The sequence below is a fragment of the Pseudomonas sp. SDO5522_S412 genome (genome assembly GCF_054071215.1).
Genome location: NZ_JBSVWQ010000274.1, coordinates 1 through 7,058, shown reverse-complemented (window position 1 = coordinate 7,058; position 7,058 = coordinate 1). Strand labels below are relative to the sequence as shown.

The window sequence follows — 7,058 nt, the reverse complement described above, 5'->3', positions numbered from 1 at the left end:
AGCATCAGTGACTGATACACCGCCTTCGCGAGCAAGCCCGCTCCCACATTTACGGTGTTCCACCTTTAGAACGAGTGCCGGGTGGCCTTTTGGCTCCCGGCTTTTTTATGCCCGCCAATCAGCCTGCTGAATACTCCTCAACAACCGCCAGCCACAGGACTAGGGTAGGGCGCACGCCGCCTAATAATAAAAAACAGGGACGCAGTAATGACCGCCATGACCCGTTGTCTGGATCGTCCTGGATTCATGCCACGCTTGTCTCCCCATCATCTGTTGCGCCCGCGCCTGGCCGTGCCGCTGCTCAACGCCACGGCACGGGTGAAGTTGCTCTGCGCCCCGGCCGGCAGCGGCAAGAGTGCATTGCTCGCCGAGTGCGCGTTGCAGGCGCCTTCGCAGTGCCAGGTGTACTGGTTGCCGCTGAATGGCGTGGCCTCGGATTTGTGTCAGCGCCTGGCGCAAAGCCTTGGCCTCGACTTTGTTGATGAGGCCACGTTGCTGCTGGCCCTGAACCGCTGGCAAGCGCCGGCCTGGTTGTTTCTCGATGACTTCTGCCGCGTGCCGGCGCCTGAACTGGATGGGTTGCTTGACCGCATCCTGGCCGCCAGCAGCCCGGCCTTGACCTGGTGGATCGGCGCGCGGCGGCGGCCGGCCTGCAACTGGCCCCGGCTGTTGCTTGATGATGAACTGTGGGAATGCAGCGCTGCCGAATTGGCGTTTGACCCCAGCGAAATCCAGCACTTGGCCGGTTCCAGCGCCGACAAGGTGTTGCAGTTCAGCGCCGGCTGGTGCGCCGGAGTGCGTATCGGATTGCTTGAAGGCGACGGGCACCCGGACAAAACCTTGCTCGACTACCTGCAACACGAGTTGTTCACGGGCCTGGCGCCGGAATTGGCCGAGGCCTGGCGCGTGCTCGCGCACCTGCCACGCTTCAACCCGAGCTTGTGTGACCACCTGTTCGGCTTTGGTGACGGTGGCGACTACCTGCGAGACTTGCAGACGCTGGGTGCCTTTATCGAGCCCTGGGAGGAGTCCACCGATTGGCTGCAAGTCTTCCCGCCACTGGCCCAACTGATGCGCGCCGAACCCTGGCCAGCCAGGCGCTCCTGGCACCGGCGCGCGTGCCAATGGTTTACCGCCGCCGAGGACTGGCAGGCCGCGTTTGAGCAGGCGCTGCTGGCCGAAGAGTACGAAGTTGCCGTGAGCCTGTTGCAGCACTTCAGTTTTGAAGACCTGTTCCGCCAGCAAAATGCGGTGCTGTTGTTGCGCCTGCATGAGCAGCATGGCGATGAATTGATGCTGGGCTCGGCGCAACTGGTGGGCTTGGTAACGGCGGCGTTGCTGTTTGCCGGGCGTTTCGACCAGGCGGCGTTGTGCATTGACCAACTGGCGCGTTTCACTCCGCAACCGACCGCGCACCTGCAGCGTTATCTGCTGGCCCGCTGGCAGGCGCAATGGGGCTGGCTGTTGCATCTGGGCGGCGAAGCCGCACGGGCCCGGGAACATTTTCTCGAAGCCCTGCAAGACTTGCCCGAGAGCGCCTGGACGTCGCGCCTGATGTGCCTGTCGGGCCTGACCCAGCAAGCCTTGCTGCGTGGCGAGCTGGACGTGGCCCAGGCGCTGAACCGCGAGGCGTTGTGCCTGGCGCGCTCCCACGGCTCACTGCTGTTGGAGGCATTGTTGGAGCTCGATCATGCGCAGTTGCTGGAGCAGCGCGGTGCGCCGTATCGGGCCCAGAGCCTGCTGGAAACTGTGCAGCGCATGTTGGTGCAACAGCGGCTTAAAGCCGGGCCGTTGATGGGACGGATTTGCTTGCGACGTGGGCACCTGGCGCTGCGCCAGGGCCACGACGCCGTGGCCGCCGAATGCTTCGAATCCGGCCTGGGCATGTGCCTGCACAGCCAGGACAAACGCGTGCTCTACGGCTACCTGGGACTGGCGCTATTGGCCGCCAACAAGGGCGATTACGCCCAGGCGTTTATCCAGTTGCGCGACGCTGAACGCCTGATGCAGCAACGCCAGGTGCCCGACACCGTCTATCGCGCCGTATTGCTGTTGCTCAGCGGGCATTTCTGGCTGCAACAGGGTCGCGCCGAACTGACCCTGGAGGCGGTGACCCGGGTGCTGCGGCACTACCGTGGCCCCAAGGCGAAACAAGCACCGCCGGCCACCCTGGAGTTGATCCCCAGGCTTGAATATTTGCAGGTGCTGGCCGAAGTGAAATTGCATCGCGCCGAAGAGCCTGTCGCCCGCCTGAGTGCGTTACTGGAGGCCGCCCGTCAGCGGGGCATGCTGTGCCTGGAAGCGGAGTTGCACTTGGTGCTGGGGGAAGTGGCCTGGCAAGTCGGCGATCGCCCGTTGGCCGTGCGCTCGCTGGAAGCCGGATTGGAACTGGCGGGGCGTTGCCAGGTACAGCAGGCGATTCGCGAGCTGCGCCTCAGGCAACCGGGGTTGTTGAGTGCATTGGGGCTGGAACCGCAGGAATGCCCGGCGGCGGCGGGGGAAAATCCCCTGAGCCAGCGCGAGCTTGAGGTGCTGCAACTGATTGCCCAGGGCAATTCCAATCTGGAAATTGCCAGCCAATTGTTTATCTCGCTGCACACGGTAAAAACCCATGCGCGGAGGATTCACAGCAAGTTGGGGGTGGAGCGGCGTACCCAGGCGGTGGCGAAAGCCAAGACGCTGGGCTTGATGGCTTGAAGCCATGCACTATTCGTCAAACAATGAAGATCAAATGTGGGAGCGGGCTTGCTCGCGAATGCGGTGTATCAGTCACTGATGCTTTAACTGACAGACTGCATTCGCGAGCAAGCCCGCTCCCACATTTTGTTCTGTTGGGTGCCTGATACTGAGCGTCAGGGCTGATAACCCATGCGCCAACTCACCGCCTGGGTCGCCGCCAGCAAACGCTTCGCCGCCGGGCCGTCTTCATCGGCATGGAACAGCGACGTCGGCCCCACCACGGTCAACACCGCCGCCACTTGCCCGACCGCGTTGAACACCGGCGCCGACAACGCGTCCACACCCGGCATCAGCAAACCATGCACAAAGTGCAAGCCGCGCTGGCGGATCTGCTCACAGGTGGTCGCGTATTCCTGGTCATCCGCCAACGCATGGGCGACGCCCGCCTGAATCTCCCGCTCGCGCAACTCCACGGTTTCCCGCGACGGCAGGAACGCACTGAACACCAGCCCGGTGGACGAACTGAGCAACGGCAACACCGAGCCCAATTGCGTGACCACCGTCACCGCGCGCACCGCCGGCTCGATATGCACCACCGTCGCGCCCTGGTTACCCCAGACGGCCAGGAAGCAGGTTTCATTCAACTCATCCCGCAGTTCCGCCAGGGGCAGGGCGGCGACTTTCAGCACGTCCATGCTGCCCAGCGCGGCCAGCCCCACACGCAAGGCTTCGCGGCCCAGGCCGTAATGGTTGGTGGCGGTGTTCTGTTCGGCAAAACCCGAGGCAATCAGCGCCTGCAAATAGCGGTGGACCTTGCTCGCCGGCATTTGCACGTGCTCGGCCAGGCGCGACAACGAGGTGGCCGGCGACAGTTCAGCCAGGGCCTTGAGGATGTCGGTGCCCACTTCAGCCGAGCGGACTTTCTGTTTACCGGTGTCGCGGGGGGCGGGCGGCTTTTCCATGGAAGGCATGAATCCGAAAGACGAATGGGCGTCTTTATAGCTTGACGGTCAACAGGTATCAAATTACGTTATGCGTAACTGGATTACGATAAAAACAACTTCCGCTCAGAGGACGATCCATGACCCTCGAATACCAATCGGGTTTTGGCAATGAATTTGCCACTGAAGCCTTGCCCGGTGCATTGCCCGTCGGCCAGAACGCCCCGCAGAAAGCGCCCTACGGGCTGTACACCGAACTCTTTTCCGGCACCGCCTTCACCATGGCCCGCAGCGAAGCCCGGCGCACCTGGTTGTACCGCATCCAGCCGTCGGCCAATCACCCGGCGTTCGTCAAGCTGGAGCGGCAATTGGCCGGTGGACCGCTGGGCGCTGTGACGCCCAACCGCCTGCGCTGGAACCCGCTGGATATTCCGGGTGAGCCGACAGATTTCGTCGATGGCCTTGTAGGCATGGTCGCCAATTCCGGATCGGAAAAACCCTCGGGCATCAGCATCTACAACTACCGCGCCAACCGTTCGATGGACCGCGTGTTCTTCAACGCGGACGGCGAACTGTTGGTCGTTCCCGAGCAGGGCCGCCTGCGCATTGCGACCGAACTGGGTGTGCTGGAAGTCGAGCCACTGGAAATCGTCGTGCTGCCCCGCGGCCTGAAATTCCGCGTCGAACTGCTGGATGCCCAGGCCCGCGGTTACGTCGCCGAGAACCATGGCGCGCCACTGCGCCTGCCGGACCTTGGTCCTATCGGCAGTAACGGCCTGGCCAACCCACGGGATTTCCTCACGCCCGTCGCCCATTACGAAGACCTCAAGCAACCGACCACGCTGGTGCAGAAATTCCTCGGTGAACTGTGGGGCTGCCAGCTCGACCATTCGCCGCTGAACGTGGTGGCGTGGCACGGCAACAACGTGCCGTACAAATACGACCTGCGTCGTTTCAACACCATCGGCACCGTGAGCTTCGATCACCCGGACCCGTCGATCTTCACCGTATTGACCTCGCCCACCAGCGTGCACGGCCTGGCCAACCTCGACTTCGTGATCTTCCCGCCCCGCTGGATGGTCGCCGAAAACACCTTCCGGCCACCGTGGTTCCACCGCAACCTGATGAACGAATACATGGGCCTGATCCAGGGTGCCTACGACGCCAAGGCCGAAGGCTTCGTGCCCGGCGGCGCGTCGTTGCACAGCTGCATGAGCGCCCACGGCCCGGATGGCGAGACTTGCACCAAAGCCATCAACGCGACGCTTGAGCCCCACAAGATTGATAACACCATGGCGTTCATGTTCGAGACCAGCCAAGTGCTGCGTCCTACACAGTTCGCGCTGGAATGCCCGCAACTGCAACCTTCCTACGACGCTTGCTGGGCCTCGCTCCCTGCAACCTTCAACCCGAATCGGAGATAACCCATGACTCAGCCTAATCTCACCCGCAGTTGGGTGGTTTCCGCCAACGGTCACCGGGATTTCCCGCTGCAAAACCTGCCGTTGGGGGTGTTCAGCGTTAATGGCTCGGCACCGCGCAGTGGCGTGGCGATTGGCGAGCAGATTCTTGATCTGCACGCCGCGCTGGAATGCTTTGAAGGCGAAGCCCGCCGGGCCGTTGAAGCCACCGCTGGCGGCCAACTGAACGCATTTTTCGAACTCGGCCGTGGCCCGCGCGTGGCCCTGCGCGAACGCCTGCTGGAACTGTTGGCCGAAGGCAGCGACCAGCAAGGCAAACTGCAAGCTGCGCTGCGCCCGGCTGCCGATTGCCAGATGCACCTGCCGGCCAGGATCAACGACTACACCGACTTCTACGTGGGCATCGAGCACGCGCAAAACGTCGGCAAGCTGTTCCGCCCGGACAACCCGCTGCTGCCCAACTACAAGTATGTGCCGATCGGTTACCACGGCCGCGCGTCGACGATTCGCCCGTCGGGCACCGAGGTCCGCCGCCCGAAAGGCCAGACCCTGCCAGCCGGCCAGACCGAGCCGACCTTCGGCCCTTGCGCTCGCCTGGACTACGAGCTGGAGCTGGGCATCTGGATCGGCCAGGGCAATGCCATGGGCGACTCGATTGCCATCGGCGACGCGGCTGATCACATCGCCGGTTTCTGCCTGCTCAACGACTGGTCGGCGCGGGATATCCAGGCCTGGGAATACCAGCCGCTGGGCCCGTTCCTGTCGAAGAGTTTCATCACCAGCATTTCGCCATGGGTGGTGACGGCTGAAGCCCTGGAACCGTTCCGCAAGGCACAACCGGCGCGCCCTGAAGGCGACCCGCAACCACTGCCATACCTGCTGGACAAGCGCGACCAGGCGGCCGGTGGTTTTGATATCGAACTGGAAGTGCTGCTGACCACCGCCTCGATGCGCGAGCAGAACCTGCCGGCCCATCGCCTAACCCTGAGCAACACCCAACACATGTACTGGACCGTCGCGCAGATGGTTGCGCACCACAGCGTCAACGGCTGCCAGTTGCAGGCGGGTGACCTGTTCGGTTCGGGCACCTTGTCGGGGCCGGAAGCCGGGCAATTCGGTAGCCTGCTGGAAATCACCGAGGGCGGTAAAAAGCCGATCGAACTGGCCTCCGGCGAGGTGCGGAAATTCCTTGAAGATGGCGACGAAATCATCCTGCGTGCCCGCTGCACCCGCGACGGTTTTGCCTCCATCGGCTTCGGCGAATGCCGGGGTACCGTGGTCGCGGCGCGCTGAGAGGGCAGGGCCATGGAACTCTATACCTACTACCGCTCCACTTCGTCCTACCGGGTGCGGATCGCGCTGGCCCTCAAGGGCCTGGACTTCACCGCCGTGCCGGTCAACCTGCTGGTGCCCAAGGGCGGCGCCAACCATCAGCCGGAGTATCTGGCGATCAACCCGCAAGGTCGCGTGCCGGCCTTGCGCACCGATGAGGGTGATGTGTTGATTCAGTCGCCGGCGATCATCGAGTACCTGGAGGAACGTTATCCACAGGTGCCGTTGCTCTCCACGGATCTGGCAACCCGCGCCCATGAGCGCGCGGTGGCGTCGGTCATCGGTTGCGACATTCATCCGCTGCACAACTCCAGTACCCAGAATCTGCTCAAGCAATGGGGGCACGATGAATCGCAGGTGCTGGAGTGGATCGGGCACTGGATCAGCCAGGGCCTGGCGGCGGTGGAGCAGTTGATTGGTGATCAGGGTTATTGCTTTGGCGAGCAGCCGGGGATGGCGGATACGTTCCTGATTCCACAGTTGTATGCGGCCGAGCGGTTCAAGGTGTCGCTGGCGGCATACCCGCGCATTCAGCGGGTGGCGGGGTTGGCGGCGCAGCATCCGGCGTTCATGGCGGCTCATCCCGCCAACCAACCGGATACCCCATAAATCTCCAGGCTCACACCGGCCAAATGTGGGAGCGGGCTTGCTCGCGAATGCGGTGTATCAGTCACCTAAAATATTG

At 63.0% G+C, this 7,058-nt stretch carries 5 protein-coding genes; 4 read left to right on the top strand and 1 reads right to left on the bottom strand.

Features of this window, described 5'->3' with window-relative positions:
• The first annotated feature begins 207 nt into the window (after positions 1-207).
• Positions 208-2,697, top strand: coding sequence for a LuxR C-terminal-related transcriptional regulator (locus ACW9I6_RS29305; protein WP_457340123.1), 2,490 nt, complete (start codon positions 208-210; stop codon positions 2,695-2,697).
• Between the two features lie 155 nt (positions 2,698-2,852).
• Here the strand turns inward: ACW9I6_RS29305 and ACW9I6_RS29300 are convergent, their stop codons facing one another.
• Positions 2,853-3,641: an IclR family transcriptional regulator gene (locus ACW9I6_RS29300; RefSeq protein WP_008438587.1), complete on the bottom strand. Its 789-nt coding sequence runs from the start codon at positions 3,639-3,641 to the stop codon at positions 2,853-2,855.
• A 119-nt stretch (positions 3,642-3,760) separates the two neighbouring features.
• Between ACW9I6_RS29300 and hmgA the strand changes: the two genes are divergently transcribed.
• From hmgA to maiA, 3 genes are read left to right on the top strand one after another with little or no spacing between them, the layout of a single operon-like run.
• Positions 3,761-5,044, top strand: coding sequence for a homogentisate 1,2-dioxygenase (gene hmgA, locus ACW9I6_RS29295; RefSeq protein WP_178967306.1), 1,284 nt, complete (start codon positions 3,761-3,763; stop codon positions 5,042-5,044).
• 3 nt (positions 5,045-5,047) lie between these two features.
• On the top strand, positions 5,048-6,334 hold the full coding sequence (gene fahA, locus ACW9I6_RS29290) for a fumarylacetoacetase (protein WP_457340122.1): 1,287 nt from the start codon (positions 5,048-5,050) through the stop codon (positions 6,332-6,334).
• Between the two features lie 12 nt (positions 6,335-6,346).
• Complete coding sequence (gene maiA, locus ACW9I6_RS29285) at positions 6,347-6,982, top strand: maleylacetoacetate isomerase (protein ID WP_457340121.1); 636 nt, start codon at positions 6,347-6,349, stop codon at positions 6,980-6,982.
• Positions 6,983-7,058 lie beyond the last annotated feature (76 nt).